Here is a 12136-nt window from a genome sequence, read left to right on the forward strand (position 1 = left end):
TGCGGGCCTATGATGCGGCTTTCCCAGCGGCAGGTTCGAGCATGAGCGAGAGCAATCGACAACACGCCATCGGCCTGGTTCAGGCCTACTACGCAGCATTCAACCGTGGCGACTGGGACGGCATGGTGGTGTTTCTGGCCGACGACGTCGCCCACGACCTCAATCAAGGCGCGCGCGAAATCGGGCGGGCCGAATTTGCCGCCTTCCTGCAACGCATGAACGACAGTTACCGCGAGCAATTGCGCGATGTCGTGGTGATCGCCAACGACGATGGCACCCGGGTCGGCGCCGAGTACGTGGTGCATGGCGTCTACCACACCACCGACGAAGGCCTGCCGGAGGCCACCGGGCAGACCTATGTGCTGCCGGGCGGTGCGTTCTTCGACGTGCAGGGCGACAAGATCACCCGCGTCACCAACTACTACAACCTGCAGGAATGGATCGCGCAGGTATCGCGCTGAGTGCATCGGCCGGCATGGCAGCGCTGCGTAGGAGCGCACCTGGGCGCGATGAGGCATTACCGGGAAGACCGGTCGCGCCCGGGTGCGCCTACCTGGCTGGTCTTGGCGTGATTGCAAGACAGTGCAAGCCTGCCTGGCCGATTGGCATGGGCGGCCAGACCTGTGTAGGAGCGCGCTTGCGCGCGACTGAGCGTCACCGGTAACGCCTCATCGCGCGCAAGCGCGCTCCTACGCGGTTGGCCCGGTATTACAGCAACACCACCCCAACCACCACCAGCACGAAGATACTCCACTTGAGCACCTGGTACAGCGGGTTATTGCGTTCCTTCAGCGCCTTGGCCTTGAGGCGTGCAGCATAGAAATAGCGGAACACGCGGTTGATGCCGCCGGTCTTGTCGCCTTCCTGATTGGGCGAGGCGCCGGCCGAGAGCAGGCTGCGGCCGACGAAGCGGTTCACCGCCGCTGCCCAGCGCCAGCGCATCGGTCGCTCGATATCGCAGAACAGGATGATGGGGTCCTGGTCGGTGTCGTTGCGCGCGGAGTGGATGTAGGTTTCATCGAACATGGTCCATTCGCCATCGCGCCAACTGTGGCGCTGGCCGTCGACGTCGATGAAGCAACGGTCGTCGTTGGGTGTGGCAAGGCCCAGGTGCAGGCGCATGGAGCCGGCAAACGGGTCGCGGTGCGGGCGCAGTTCGCTGCCCGGCGGCAGCTCGGCGAACATCGCCGCCTTGACCGTGGGAATGGATTTCAGCAACGCGGTCGTCTGCGGGCACAACTCGGCCGCAGACGGGTGCGCGGTGCCGTACCACTTCAGATAAAAGCGCTTCCAGCCACGACGGAAAAACGAATTGAAGCCGATGTCGGTGTAGCCGTCGGCGGCGCGGATCTTCTGCATCTGCTGCAGCGCCACCGCTTCGTCGCGGATCAGCGGCCAGTTGGCCCGTAGCGGCGCCAGTTCCGGAAATTCCTTGCCCGGGTCGATGAACGGCGTGGTCGGCACCCGCGAACACAGGTACATCAGCGTGTTGATCGGGGCCATGAAGGTGGAATGGTCCAGCAGCTGCCGGCTGAGCCGGTGCCGCACGCGACCGCGGTAATGGATGTAGAGCGCCGATGCGATGAACAGCGCGATGAGGAGCCACTTCAACATGGGGGAGGCCGATTGGGGGCGGGGGGCCGCAAATGTGAGAGCGGCTGCCAAGAAGCGCACGCAGCATTGCTGCGTCGTGTCGGTAGCCACCATCGAACAAGGTGAGCCGCATCAGGGAAGTGCGGCCGGTAACTTCAGAATTCTAGCAAGTGTGGCCGCCGAGCCTGACAGCGGAGCATTGGCATGGGCGCAATACTCTGTGTCTCACCGGCAGTGGCTGCGCAACGCCTAGCGTTCTGTACCGCCGCTCAGTCGATGCGGCGGCGGATCGGGATGGCGCTGACCGGCACACTGGCGACGTCGTGCCCGTGTTCGCGAATGGGCGCGCCCGGTGCCGGTGCCCAGGCATGGGCGTATATCACCTCCCACGAACTGGGCAGGGTGCCGTCCGGCCGCCGTAGCGGTTCGTAGGCAGCGCTGGCAGCGGCAAACCGGCCGCGTCCGGTGAGCGTGGCGCGGCGGTTGCTGAGCGCATTGGTCGCGCCCATTGCGCGCAGTTCGCGCATCAACGCGGGCAGGTCGTTGTAGGTCAGGGTGAACAGGTCGCGGTCCAGCACCGGGTCGCGGAAGCCGGACATCAGCAAGGCATCGCCGAACTGCGCAATTGGCGGAAAGCGGCTGACGTGCGGAGCCGGGTCGGCCTGCGCGAAGGCCTCACGCAATTCGATCAGTGTTTCCGGGCCGAAGGTGGAGCACAGCAGCAGCCCGCCTGGGCGCAGCGCGCGCCGGAAACCGGCAAACACGGCCGGCAGGTCTTCTACCCACTGCAGGCATAGATTGCTGAAGATGACATCCACACTGCCGTCGGCAACGGGCAGCGCGCGCGCGTCGGCGCACACCTGTGCAAACGGCTTCCACCAGCCTGCGGCCTTGCGCGCCTGGCGCAGCATCGGCATGGCCTGATCGAGCGCGATGACCTGCGCCTTGGGCCAGCGCTTCTTGATCGCGCCGCTGGCATGACCGGGGCCGGCGCCGACATCCAGCACCACCTTGGGCACCTGCGCGCCCAGGTAGTCGAGCGATTCGAACAGGCGCGCTTCCGCTTCGCGCTGGAGTGCGGCGGCGGCGGTGTAAGTGCTGGCGGCACGCGCAAAGGCGCGCCGGACGTGGCGGGGGTCGAAAGTACTGTTCATGGCGCCGCTATTGTCACTGCTGGCAGAGGCGGAGGGAATCGATGTGTGGTGCGCGACGCTGCGCTAGAAGGTGCCGGGATAGCTGCCGCCATCGATGAGCAGATTCTGCCCGGTGATGTAGCCGGCCTGCGCGCTGCACAGGAAGGCGCAGGCAGCGCCGAATTCGTCCGGCTCGCCAAAACGTGCGGCGGGAATGCCCGCACGCTTGCGCTCGGCGACCTCGTCGGCGGTGCTGCCCTGCTGGTGCGCGATGGCGGCGAAATTGCCGCGCAGCCGGTCGGTGGCGAACTGCCCGGGCAACAGGTTGTTGATGGTGACGTTGTCGGTGACGGTGCTGCGCGCCAGCCCGGCGACGAACCCGGTGAGGCCGGCACGCGCGCCGTTGGACAGGCCAAGGATGTCGATCGGCGCCTTCACCGCGCTGGAAGTGATGTTGACGATGCGGCCGAAGCGGCGTGCGCGCATGCCATCGACGGTGGCGCGGATCAGTTCGATCGGCGCCAGCATGTTGGCGTCCAGCGCGCGCAGCCAGTCCTCGCGTTCCCACTGACGAAAATCGCCCGGCGGCGGGCCGCCTGCGTTGTTGATCAGGATGTCGATCTGCGGGCAGGCGGCGAGTGCGGCGCTGCGTCCTTCCGGCGTGGCGATATCGGCGACCACGCTGCGCACCTCGCCAGCGCCGGGGAGCGCGCGCAACGTGTCGGCGGCCTGTTCCAGCGCCTCACGGCCGCGTGCGGCGATCACCACATTGACGCCTTCGCTGGTCAATGCACGTGCGCAGCCCAAACCCAGCCCTTTGCTTGCGGCGCAGACCAACGCCCAGCGGCCGGCAATTCCCAAATCCATGCGATGTGCCCCTCGATCAGCGATGTCGCATGATCGACGATCCGCTCACGGCACGGACGCAACGAAGCGTTGCAGTGCCTCGCTCACCTGATCCGCATGACCGAGAAACGGCGCGTGGCCACCACCGGCAATAGTGAGCGCCTGCGCATGCGGGTTGAGCGCGGCGGCGGCATGCATGCCGGCGGCAGGCACCAGGCGATCGCGTTGCCCGGCGATCCACAGGCTGGGGCGTGCGAGCTGCGGCAAGGCGCGGCGAAGATCGGTGCGCTCAAGCAGGGTGAGCCCCTGCTGCAAGGCCTCTGGCGCCGGTTCGCCGCGCGCGGTGAGCGTCTCGCGCAGGCTGCGCAGTTCGCTGCGTGCATGTGCCGAGCCGAGCGTGTCCAGCGCAAGAAAACGCTCCAGGGTTCCGCGATAGTCGCGCAATAACTCGGTGCCGAACTGCACGAACACCTCGCGCTGGACGGCATCGGGCCAATCGTTGCCACGCACGAAGCGCGGCGTTGCAGCGATCATCGCTAGCCCGCGCACCTGCGGCAGGGTGGCGGCTGCATGCAGCGCAAACAGCCCGCCCAGCGACCAGCCGAGCCACACCGCCGGCGGCGTGGCGGCCGCAATCTCGGCAACTACGTAGGGAAGCGCCAGCGGTGTGCTGTCGTCGCGACTGAAGCCGTGTCCGGGCAGGTCGACCAGATGCAATTGATAGTGCGGTGCCAGGCGTTCTACTAGCGGTGCGAACACGCCGCCGTGCAGCGCCCAACCATGCAGAAGAACCAGCGCAGGCCCGTGGCCGATGACATCGATATGCATGCGTGCATTGTCGCCGATTGTTGCGTGCCGCTACGCGTTGATCGAGACGCGCGCTGCTACGACAGGGTCCAGAAAGACTGGATGCTGGTGGCCTTGTCGCCAATTGCAGGTTGCCGGCTGGCGCTTGGGTGTGTAGGTAGGGCGCTGCTGCGGCGCGCCGGCGTCAGTACGTGGCGGTTGCACGCAGTGCGCTGATCTTCGGGGCCAGCAACGCCCACTGCGCGCGCGCGTCACTGCGCCAATACCAACGCGGCGGCCAGCCCCAGCGACGTGCACATCGCGCCTGGATCATGGCCGCCAACGAGTCGGGATCGAACCCGTGCCAGACGCCGGCCGCGCTGCGCAGATGACCGATCAGCACCGGATGCACTTCGTGCAACAACATCGTGCGCAGCTGTTCCAGGGTGAATGGTGAGGTGGCTAAAACGTGCGCAATGCTGTCGTCGTCGTCGCGACTGTCGCTGTCCAGATACAAGCGCGATAACGCTTCGCACACGCGGCGTTGCGCCGCTGTGGCTGTGCCTGCGTCCGTAGCTGGTATCGCTGGCGACATGTCAGTGCACGGACGTCGTCGGATGCGAGTACGCGTCCGCTGCACAGCTGCTGCAATGCCTGCAGCCCCTGTCGCAACGAAAAGTCACTGCAGGGGTGTCGCCTGCCACACGCACCCGGTATGCGATCAATGCATCGGTTGGGTGGCCCACGCTCATTTCAGCGTAAGCCATGCACAAGCCGCAGTGCGCCTCAGGCAGACGCAGGCAGCGGCTGCCGGCTCACCACATCGCGCGCCTGCACGATGGCGTCGATCAGCGCCTGCACCTGCTGCGGCGTATGCAACGCGGACAGCGTCACGCGCAAGCGCGCCTTGCCTTCGGGTACGGTAGGCGGACGAATGGCGCCAACCATGAAACCTGTCTGTTCGAGTGCGGTCGACATCGCCATCACGGTCACTTCTTCGCCGAACAGCAACGGCTGGATCGGTGTGTCAGAAGCCATCAATTCGAAGCCATGCTTGCGCGCGCCATCGCGAAACGCAGCGATCAATTCGACCAGGCGCGCACGCCGCCAATCGTCGCGACGCGCCAGGCGCACGGCTGCCAGGGTGGCGGCGACCTGCGCTGGCGGCAACGCAGTGGTGTAGATATACGGACGCGCGGTTTCGGCCAGATGGCGCACCAGCGCCTCATCGCCTACCACCACCGCACCGTAGCCACCGAGCGCCTTGCCCAGGGTCACCAACTGCAATGGCACTTCGGCCACGCCCAGCCCCGCATCGGCCACGCAGCCGCGGCCTTGCGGGCCGAGCACGCCAACACCATGCGCGTCGTCCACATAAAAAAGCGCTTCCTGCATGCGGGCCACCAGGCTCAACGCGCGCAGCGGCGCGACATCGCCATCCATGCTGAAAACACCGTCGCTTACCAGCATCGCCGCACCCTCGGGCGAACCCTTGAGCTGACGCATGGCACCTTCCACATCCAGATGCGGATAGCGCCGCAGCCGGCAACCGGCCAGCCGTGTGGCGTCGAGCAGGCTGGCGTGATTGAGCCGGTCCTGCACGCAGACATCGTCTTCTTCGCTGAGTAGAGCCTGCTGCACCGCCAGATTGGCGATGAAGCCGCTGCCGAACAGCAACGCCGATGGATAGCCCAGCCAGTCGGCGATTTCGCGCTCGAGCGTTTCGTGCGCGGTGTGGTGGCCGCAGATGAGATGCGAGGCGGTGGCGCCGGCGCCATCGCGGGCCGCGGCATCCTGCAGCGCGGCGACCACTTCGAACTGTTGCGACAGACCCAGATAGTCGTTGGAGCAGAAACCGGTCAACCAGCGGCCGTCGATTTCCAGTCGCACGCCATCGCGGCGGCCCACCTGTCGCCGCACCCGCACCCGTTCCTGGGCCACACGCAATTTACGCAGCGACGAAATCCGTTCGTGCAGATTGGGGCGAGCCATGGGGGCGTTCAACGGCAGAGAAGGGCTGCTAGCGTAGCGTGCCGGGCTCAGTGCGCCCAGCCGGCACCGACGACCGGTGCCGGGCGCGGGCTCAGGCGGCGTGCTCGCAGGCCGCGCTGCGGGTGATCTCCGCATGCACGGTGCGGGGTGATCGTGCTCGGCCGCATCGACAGTGATTTGCATGGGGCGCAGGCCCAGGCGCTGGAACAGGGCCTGGTCGCGCTCGGTGTCCGGGTTGCCGGTGGTGAGCAGTTTTTCGCCGTAGAAGATCGAGTTGGCACCGGCCAGGAAGCACAGCGCCTGCAGTTCGTCGCTCATCGCTTCGCGGCCGGCGGACAGGCGCACCATCGACTTGGGCATGACGATGCGGGCAACGGCGATCATGCGCACGAACTCGAACGGATCCAGCTGCTGGGTGCCATGCAGCGGGGTGCCGGGCACCTGCACCAGCTGATTAATCGGCACCGAATCCGGATGCGCCGGCAGCGTGGCCAGCGCCAGCAGCAAACCGATGCGGTGGTCGCGGGTTTCGCCCATGCCGACGATGCCGCCGCAGCAGGTCTTCAGACCGACATCGCGCACATGCTCCAGCGTGTTCAGGCGATCCTGGTACTGGCGTGTGTGAATGATGGAGTCGTAGTAATCCGGCGCGGTGTCCAGATTGTGGTTGTAGTAGTCCAGCCCGGCATCCTTGAGCGCACGCGCCTGGCCGGCGTCGAGCATGCCGAGCGTGGCGCAGGTTTCCAGACCCATGGCCTTCACCTCGCGGATCATCGCGGCAACCTTCGGAATGTCGCGCTCCTTGGGCGAGCGCCAGGCGGCGCCCATGCAGAAGCGCGAGGCACCGGCGGCCTTGGCCTGGCGCGCTTTTGCCACGACCTCTTCGGTCTCCATCAGCTTCTGCGCGGTCACGCCGGTGTCGTAGCGCTGCGCCTGCGGGCAATAGGCGCAGTCTTCCGGGCAACCGCCGGTCTTGACCGACAGCAACGTGGAGACCTGCACTTCAGCGGGATCGAAATGGGCGCGATGCACGCTGGCGGCGCGATGCAGCAGCTCCGGAAATGGCAGATCGAACAGCGACTGCAGTTCTTTGTGATCCCAGTCATGGCGGACGACAACAGACATCGGAGTTTCCTGACAGTCAGCGGCTTGTAAGCCAGGCAGTCTGGTGAGCATGGAAGAGGCTGTCAACTTTAGAGAGGTTCGATCGGTTTACAGGTGGCCGCAACGGCTGCTGCGGCTGTTGCTGCCGAGCCTGTGTCTGGTCTGCGCAGAGGCCGGTACGCCGGATGTCGATCTGTGCCCCGCGTGTCGCGCCGCCTTGCCGGATCATGGCCATGCCTGCCTGTGCTGCGCCACCCAGCTGTTCGCCTCCGATGGGGTGGCGCTGTGCGGGCAATGCCTGCAGGAACCACCACCGCTGCAGCGGGTGCATGCCTGCTTCACCTATCGCTGGCCGGTGGACGGGCTGCTGCGGCGATTCAAATTCCATGAGGATCTGGCGGCGGGCCGCCTGCTCAGCGACCTGATGGCCCGGCGCTGTGCGGGTTTGCCGCGCCCGCAGGCGTTGGTGCCGGTGAGCCTGCACCGGCAGCGCTTGCGCCAGCGCGGCTACGACCAGGCGCTGGAGATGGCCAGGCCGCTTGGCCGCGCGCTGCAGCTGCCGTGCCTGCCGTTGCTGCGCCGCGTGCGCGCGACCGCGCCGCAATCCGAACTGGACGCGATCGAGCGGCAGCGCAATCTGCGCGATGCGTTTGTTGCCCGCGGTGCGTTGCCGGCGCATGTAGCGCTGGTGGACGACGTGATGACGACCGGCGCGACACTGCACGCCGCGGCGAAGGCATTACGCAAGGCGGGGGTGCAACGGGTGGATGCGTGGGTCTGCGCGCGGGTGCCGTGACCGCGATTGAGATTGCTGCGGTCTGCTTGCGCGGCTGCGTCCGTACCTCACCCCAACTCCTCTCCCGCAGGAGAGGGGAGAAAACTGCGCCACTCGCCACAAAACCTTTACCAGAAAGGCTTTCGGGACAATTTTTAGTTTTCGGGGGATGGGCAAAAATAGCCTTAACCGATCCGCACCGCCTATTTGCGCCTGAGCCATAATATCGAGGTCGAAGTCCTTCGCTCATGCGGATAGGTGTTCGCCAGCCGGGAATCCGCACTGCCGCTGATAGCGTATTTTTGAAAAATTTTAAATATGATCAGGATATCTTTTTAAATTGAAAGGCGAACCTGAATGAAGACGACGGCCACTTGCAAATCCGGCTATGTGGGCGGTGAAAATTCGCGGCCCGACACCCCGGAACCCGATAACAGAGTTGAGGTCCGGAGCAACACCTCGCCCCAGGGCGCCCTGTCGGGTCTCGCCAGGCGCCCGCAACGGGAAACCGAAGGCGGCGAGCCGCGCCGTGCCTCTTCCTCCCCCGTCCGATCGAGCAGTTACCCGTCGATCACCAAACCGCAGAAACTGGAAAACCAGAAACGGCCGATCATGATTTTCGACTCGGTCGAACCGAGCCGAATTCGATCCACCACCAACCTCGCCGCACTCGACGGTATCAATCAGGAAGGACTCGATCGCATCAGCATGACCGGTATCGAGCAGTTTTCCGAAGCGCAACTGGATGACGTGATCAAGAGCGTGTATCCGAAAACGGTCGTGGTGATCGATACGCGCCAGGAAGCGCATGGCTTCGTCAGCGGCAAGCCGGTTTCCTGGATGGCGCTAGACAACAAGAATTGGGGTAACGTGGACAAGCCGATGGCCGACATCGAGCCCAAGGAAGAAAAGAAGCTCTCGAAATGGGTCCGCAAGAACGACGGGGAGGAAGTGTCGATCCCCAACGGCAGCACTGCGAAGGTCAAGCGCGCGGCGGAGCCGCTCACCCTTTCCGTGTCGAGCGACGAGGTGGAGACGGAAAAGCGGCTGGTCACGCGCAAGGGCGGCATATACATCCGCGTGCCCGTGCCCGATCACGCCGCGCCGGACGAAGATGCCCTCGCGCATTTCGCGGCGAGCACGCGCAGCGTCGTGATGGACAAGGGCCTGGAAAACGTCCACTTTGTGGTTCACTGCCGAGGCGGCATGGGGCGCACCACGATGTTCATGAGCGCGCTCGACATGCTCACGAATGCTGGCGACGTGCCGATGAAGGAGATCGTCGATCGGCAGGTGAAACTGCGCCAGCGCGACGAAGGCTCGATCACCGCAGCGGGCAAGGCCTACAAGGCCACCTTCCGCGACGAGAAGGCTGCTGTGCTGCAGTTCTTCTACGACTACGCAGCGGCAAACCGATTCGGGTCGAAGGACGCGAAGTCGCTCGAGGCGTGGTCGGCGGATCAGGGCGACGCGCTGCGGGCGGAGGCTCTGTCGCGATAAGTACTGGGGGTGTAAGAATGTGGGTTCAGGAATACCCCGAGCGAACAATCCGATCCATGAAGCAAAAGCTGACTGCGGCGATGGGGAGAGTGTTTAAACGGCTCCACTATCCGCTGGACGTGATGCTCCTATGTGTGCGTTGGTATGTTTCGTATCCGTTGAGCTTACGACACCTCGAAGAGATGATGGCAGAGCGTGGGATTGCTGAGGACCATTCGACAGTTCACCGCTTGGCGATAAAACTGTTGCCGCTACTGGAAAAAGCGTTCCGGCGGTGCAAACGCAGGGTCGGCACAAGCTGGAGGATGGACGAGACCTACGTTCGAATCGGGGGTGAGTGGTCGTTGGCGCTCGCCAGATGGAACAGGTCATGCGAATTGTCGAGAAGGCGGGCGCTCGCATGGTTTTGCTTGGCGACACCAAGCAGACTGAGGCCATCGAGGCGGGCAAGCCGTTCGCGCAGCTCCAACAGTACGGCATGCAGACCGCACGAATCAGCGAGATTCAGCGCCAGAAAGACCACGAGCTGAAAACCGCTGTCGAGCACGCGGCCGAGGGCCGCGTCACGCAATCGCTTGCGCATATCAAGCACGTTGAGGAACTGAAAGAGCCGACCGAGCGGCACCGGGCCATCGTGAACGACTACATCCAGCTCACTGAACCCGAGCGCCGCGAGACACTGATCGTTGCCGGCACCAACGAGGCTCGCCGCGAGATCAATCGCATGGTGCGCGAGTCGCTGGACCTGACCGGCAAGGGGCGGGAGTCGAGACGCTGACTCGTGTAGACCTGACACAGGCGCAGCGCCGCTTTGCGCGAAGCTATCAGCCGGGCATGGTTATCCAGCCCGAGAAGGACTATCAGAAAGCCGGCCTGACGCGAGGCGAGACCTACCGCCTCAAGGAAGCGTTACCCGGCAATGTACTGGTCTTGCAGCGGCAAGACGGTACCACCACCACGATCAACCCGCGCAAGGCCACGCAGCTCAGCGTCTACCACCTTGAGCGCGCCGAGCTGTCGGTCGGGGATACCGTGCGGATCAACCGCAACGATCCCGGTCGCGACCTCACGAACGGCGACCGCATGCGCGTTGCCGGCGTGATCGGCGGCGTCGTCAAGCTCGAATCGGTCGAGCAGCGCGACGGCCGGCCGGCACGCGCGCTCGAACTACCGGTGAACAAGCCGCTGCACCTCGAGCACGCCTACGCGTCCACCGTCCACAGCTCGCAGGGCTTGAGCAACGACCGCGCACTGATCGCGCTGGATACCAAGAGCCGCACCACGTCGATGAATCTGTATTACGTGGCGATCAGCCGTGCCTGCCACGAGGCGCGCGTCTACACGAACTCGGTCCAGGAGCTGCTGGCCGCAATCGCGCGGCGCTTCGACAAGAGCACGGCACTGGCGATCCACCGCGAACGCCAATTGCAGCGCCGCGACGTCGGTATGCAACCCAAAGGCACAGCCGACGGCAAGCAGGCGTTCCAGCGTCAGCAGCTCGAACACCAGCGCAAGCAGCCAGGCAGCGGCCGGCAAGCCATCGGGCTACGGCCGCTTCGACTAACTGCGCAAGGAGCGGCCAGCGGAAGCTGTTGCATATGCTGGTCGATCTTCGTGGCCAGTCGCCGAAATTCGTTCATTCTCATGTCCGTCACAAAAGACGCGCTGATTGCCCTTGGGCAGAGAGAAGTGTCACCGCCTTCTTATCGAAGGAAACGAAGGTTTCCCCACCAAGCCAATTACCTTCGTAGGCAATGACGCCATCGGCAAAGTCACCGCCTGCGTCGAGCACCAGCAAACCGGCCTCCACGGCGGGCCGGTTCACTTCCACGTTGGCGGCGGCCAGTAGCGCCCGGATCGCGTCGGCCGCGTCAGATTGCTGTAAGCCATAGACACGCATCAGCACCCAAACAAATTCGCATAGGCACGGCAGCGCAACCGCGATCAACTCGGCATCGGTCAAGACTGCGGCGGCAACGTCCGCTTGTGCGGGATCGTCACGCACAACAGCACGCACAAGGACGTTGGTATCGACTGCGACCTTCATTGCTTGCCTGCCCATCCTTGTGCAGCCGCCTCGTTGATTTCTTCGATAGTGGCAACCTTCTGCGTCTTACCCGCGAGCAGGCCGACAAAGCTGGCTATCGTCCCTGCGGGCCGTGCCGCCTTGAGTACTCCCCGACCATCTGGCAGCAAGTCAAGCTCGATCTTGTCGCCTGGCCTAATGCCGAGGTGTTGCAGTACGTCCTTCCGAAACGTCACTTGTCCACGTGCGGTAACGGTCAATGTGGTCATGGTGATGTGCCTCGCAATCTCATGGGTCGACGTATAGTAATGCAAAAAAGCATTACTTGCGATGTCCGTCAAACGATCATTAGTCGGCCGTGCCGGACGCTGTCCTGAAAAC

Annotated in this window: 11 protein-coding genes and 3 pseudogenes; 5 read left to right on the top strand and 9 right to left on the bottom strand. The window is 64.5% G+C overall.

Annotated features, from left to right (window positions below; translation table 11 throughout):
* Positions 1-41: 41 nt before the first annotated feature.
* Complete coding sequence (locus tag KWO_RS01750) at positions 42-461, top strand: ketosteroid isomerase-related protein (RefSeq protein WP_010377322.1); 420 nt, start codon at positions 42-44, stop codon at positions 459-461.
* A gap of 247 nt (positions 462-708) precedes the next feature.
* Here the strand turns inward: KWO_RS01750 and lpxO are convergent, their stop codons facing one another.
* The 7 genes and pseudogenes from lpxO to bioB form a co-directional block, all read right to left on the bottom strand.
* A complete protein-coding gene (gene lpxO / locus KWO_RS01755) occupies positions 709-1614 on the bottom strand; it encodes a lipid A hydroxylase LpxO (protein WP_010377324.1) in 906 nt (301 codons plus the stop codon).
* Between the two features lie 248 nt (positions 1615-1862).
* Entirely contained in the window at positions 1863-2747 is an 885-nt protein-coding gene (bioC, locus tag KWO_RS01765; RefSeq protein ID WP_010377328.1) for a malonyl-ACP O-methyltransferase BioC, read from the bottom strand.
* A 63-nt stretch (positions 2748-2810) separates the two neighbouring features.
* Positions 2811-3593, bottom strand: a complete 783-nt coding sequence (locus KWO_RS01770) for an SDR family oxidoreductase (protein WP_010377330.1) — start codon at positions 3591-3593, stop codon at positions 2811-2813.
* Positions 3594-3638: 45 nt separating this feature from the next.
* A complete protein-coding gene (gene bioH, locus KWO_RS01775; protein ID WP_010368935.1) occupies positions 3639-4400 on the bottom strand; it encodes a pimeloyl-ACP methyl ester esterase BioH in 762 nt (253 codons plus the stop codon).
* Positions 4401-4563: 163 nt separating this feature from the next.
* Positions 4564-4953 (bottom strand): DUF7079 family protein, encoded by a 390-nt coding sequence (locus KWO_RS01780; RefSeq protein ID WP_026113221.1) that lies wholly within the window; start codon positions 4951-4953, stop codon positions 4564-4566.
* A 191-nt stretch (positions 4954-5144) separates the two neighbouring features.
* Complete coding sequence (bioF, locus tag KWO_RS01785) at positions 5145-6350, bottom strand: 8-amino-7-oxononanoate synthase (RefSeq protein WP_017113353.1); 1206 nt, start codon at positions 6348-6350, stop codon at positions 5145-5147.
* A 91-nt stretch (positions 6351-6441) separates the two neighbouring features.
* Positions 6442-7475: pseudogene (bioB, locus tag KWO_RS01790) on the bottom strand (biotin synthase BioB).
* 49 nt (positions 7476-7524) lie between these two features.
* On the opposite strand from bioB, the gene KWO_RS01795 reads away from it, so the two are divergent.
* The 4 genes and pseudogenes from KWO_RS01795 to KWO_RS22835 all read left to right on the top strand — a co-directional run.
* Positions 7525-8250 (top strand): amidophosphoribosyltransferase, encoded by a 726-nt coding sequence (locus tag KWO_RS01795; protein WP_017115004.1) that lies wholly within the window; start codon positions 7525-7527, stop codon positions 8248-8250.
* Positions 8251-8586: 336 nt separating this feature from the next.
* The gene (locus tag KWO_RS01800) at positions 8587-9729 is read left to right on the top strand and encodes a phosphatase domain-containing protein (protein ID WP_010377341.1); all 1143 of its coding nucleotides are present in this window, start codon (positions 8587-8589) and stop codon (positions 9727-9729) included.
* Between the two features lie 80 nt (positions 9730-9809).
* Positions 9810-10070 (top strand): annotated as a pseudogene (locus KWO_RS22830) (IS6 family transposase); the annotation flags it as partial.
* Positions 10070-11293 (top strand): annotated as a pseudogene (locus tag KWO_RS22835) (AAA family ATPase); the annotation flags it as partial. The pseudogenes KWO_RS22830 and KWO_RS22835, both read left to right, overlap by 1 nt.
* Before the next feature lie 87 nt (positions 11294-11380).
* Here the strand turns inward: KWO_RS22835 and KWO_RS01815 are convergent.
* Positions 11381-11776 carry a type II toxin-antitoxin system VapC family toxin gene (locus KWO_RS01815; RefSeq protein ID WP_017114109.1) on the bottom strand — a complete coding sequence of 132 codons (396 nt, stop codon included), beginning with the start codon at positions 11774-11776 and terminating at the stop codon, positions 11381-11383.
* Entirely contained in the window at positions 11773-12024 is a 252-nt protein-coding gene (locus KWO_RS01820) for an AbrB/MazE/SpoVT family DNA-binding domain-containing protein (protein ID WP_003108276.1), read from the bottom strand. The genes KWO_RS01815 and KWO_RS01820 overlap by 4 nt, the downstream gene beginning before the upstream one ends.
* Between the last annotated feature and the right edge of the window lie 112 nt (positions 12025-12136).

It is taken from the genome of Xanthomonas vasicola pv. musacearum NCPPB 4379 (assembly GCF_000277895.2).
GTDB lineage: Bacteria > Pseudomonadota > Gammaproteobacteria > Xanthomonadales > Xanthomonadaceae > Xanthomonas > Xanthomonas vasicola.

Bases quoted from the DNA above. Each gene is read 5' to 3' on its own strand.
- bioH (WP_010368935.1), bottom strand. From the start codon at position 4,400: ATGCATATCGATGTCATCGGCCACGGGCCTGCGCTGGTTCTTCTGCAT.
- bioC (WP_010377328.1), bottom strand. From the start codon at position 2,747: ATGAACAGTACTTTCGACCCCCGCCACGTCCGGCGCGCCTTTGCGCGT.
- KWO_RS01795 (WP_017115004.1), top strand. From the start codon at position 7,525: ATGGAAGAGGCTGTCAACTTTAGAGAGGTTCGATCGGTTTACAGGTGG.
- KWO_RS01800 (WP_010377341.1), top strand. From the start codon at position 8,587: ATGAAGACGACGGCCACTTGCAAATCCGGCTATGTGGGCGGTGAAAAT.
- KWO_RS01770 (WP_010377330.1), bottom strand. From the start codon at position 3,593: ATGGATTTGGGAATTGCCGGCCGCTGGGCGTTGGTCTGCGCCGCAAGC.
- KWO_RS01815 (WP_017114109.1), bottom strand. From the start codon at position 11,776: ATGAAGGTCGCAGTCGATACCAACGTCCTTGTGCGTGCTGTTGTGCGT.
- KWO_RS01820 (WP_003108276.1), bottom strand. From the start codon at position 12,024: ATGACCACATTGACCGTTACCGCACGTGGACAAGTGACGTTTCGGAAG.
- bioF (WP_017113353.1), bottom strand. From the start codon at position 6,350: ATGGCTCGCCCCAATCTGCACGAACGGATTTCGTCGCTGCGTAAATTG.
- lpxO (WP_010377324.1), bottom strand. From the start codon at position 1,614: ATGTTGAAGTGGCTCCTCATCGCGCTGTTCATCGCATCGGCGCTCTAC.
- KWO_RS01750 (WP_010377322.1), top strand. From the start codon at position 42: ATGAGCGAGAGCAATCGACAACACGCCATCGGCCTGGTTCAGGCCTAC.
- KWO_RS01780 (WP_026113221.1), bottom strand. From the start codon at position 4,953: ATGTCGCCAGCGATACCAGCTACGGACGCAGGCACAGCCACAGCGGCG.